This is a genomic window from Pseudoalteromonas sp. Isolate3 (assembly GCF_022398505.1).
Classification (GTDB): domain Bacteria; phylum Pseudomonadota; class Gammaproteobacteria; order Enterobacterales; family Alteromonadaceae; genus Pseudoalteromonas; species Pseudoalteromonas apostichopi.
In genome coordinates this window covers 1-1,373 of the sequence record NZ_JAKEVN010000252.1, presented here as the reverse complement: position 1 = coordinate 1,373, position 1,373 = coordinate 1, and the positions used below count along the sequence as shown (strand labels likewise).

Sequence of the window (1,373 nt, the reverse complement as noted above, 5' to 3'; positions counted from 1 at the left end):
GTATTAGGCAAACTAGCCTAATACATTAACATCAGTACTAGTGAAGTGCCGCTGTAAACGGTATATTTTTACAGATTTCAGCTTCTGCGATAAGGATTTCTTCAAGGCGAGCATCAACTTCTTGCTTATCGAAATACTCGTAGGCAAGTTCAACGAATAAGTTTTTATGTTTTTCTTCTGATTTAGCAATCGCGACATAAAACTCTTTTTCTTTACCTGCTGGTAAGGCTTCAGCGACAAGCGAAAAACGCTCATGTCCGCGAGCTTCTATTACTCCTGCGACTAATAAGCGGTCCATTAAGAATTCATCACGACCATTTCTGAAAACCGCGCGAATTTGTTTGATGTAAGGATCTTTTTGATCATTACCAAGGGAAACATCACGTTCCATTAGTAATTTTAAAACTTGTTTAAAATGAATCATTTCTTCTAACGCTAAATCAGTCATAGCTTTAACGAGCTTACGACGATCTGGGTAGTGTGAAAGCATAGACATAGCCATACCAGAGGCTTTTTTTTCTGCTGCAGCATGATCTTGTAAAAAGGTATTGAAGTCAGCCAAGACTCCTTCTGTCCATTCAAATGGCGTGTGGTATTTTAATTCAAACATAATAAGGAACAACTTAACTTATAATGGCGGCGATTCTAGCGTATTTTACTTATGATTATAACCAAGAGATTTATCAATTTTACCACTTCGGGTTGATGACACTTTATCTGGGTGTTTTATATCATTCCAAGCTGTGACCTTGCCCCCAATATTAAGCTGTTTAAAGCTGATTGGTTGTTCCGTGCTTAAAAACTGCTGCAATAGTTGCGGGCTATTAGGGTCAGCAACATTAAGTGTTAGTAATTGATGTTCACAGCCTTTAAAGTAATCTGCTATTTGCTGTTGATGGCGCTGATAACAGGCTGTTAAATACTCATCAGATTCTAAATCTACCAAACTATAGTGGCCAAACACTTCAAGATAACAGCGTTTTAAGTGGATATTAAAGCCACCGTCTGGGCGCATTAAATTAGTGTGCATACGTGTTAATAGCTGCCTGATTGATGGTAGCCATTTAGCTAAGTCGCGCTCAAGATTTATAAAGCGGCTGTTTGCAAAGTGTTTATCGAGTAAAACATATTCACTAAATACAGGGGTGTCGGCAATAACGTCTGCGTTGGTAATTGCTTGTTGGGTATAGGCTGTGTGCGAGGTTTTATAGCCGAGTTCTAAAAAGCTGTTACATATACTGGTTGTGCCGGTTCGTGGTAAACCGATTATAAAAATTTTTGAGCTCATGGCACCTGATCAAGTGATAACCACAGAGACTTATCATCTACAGGAGTTAACTTAGGTAATTGGTTATTCTTTAATTGTATAATAA

The 1,373-nt window shown here is 38.2% G+C and carries 2 protein-coding genes; both read right to left on the bottom strand.

What is annotated here, in order from left to right; translation table 11 throughout:
• Positions 1–37 precede the first annotated feature (37 nt).
• Positions 38–610 carry a tRNA-(ms[2]io[6]A)-hydroxylase gene (locus tag L1D46_RS20665; protein ID WP_130051507.1) on the bottom strand — a complete coding sequence of 191 codons (573 nt, stop codon included), beginning with the start codon at positions 608–610 and terminating at the stop codon, positions 38–40.
• A 45-nt stretch (positions 611–655) separates the two neighbouring features.
• Positions 656–1,288 (bottom strand): sulfotransferase, encoded by a 633-nt coding sequence (locus L1D46_RS20660; RefSeq protein ID WP_239978169.1) that lies wholly within the window; start codon positions 1,286–1,288, stop codon positions 656–658.
• Positions 1,289–1,373: the final 85 nt, after the last annotated feature.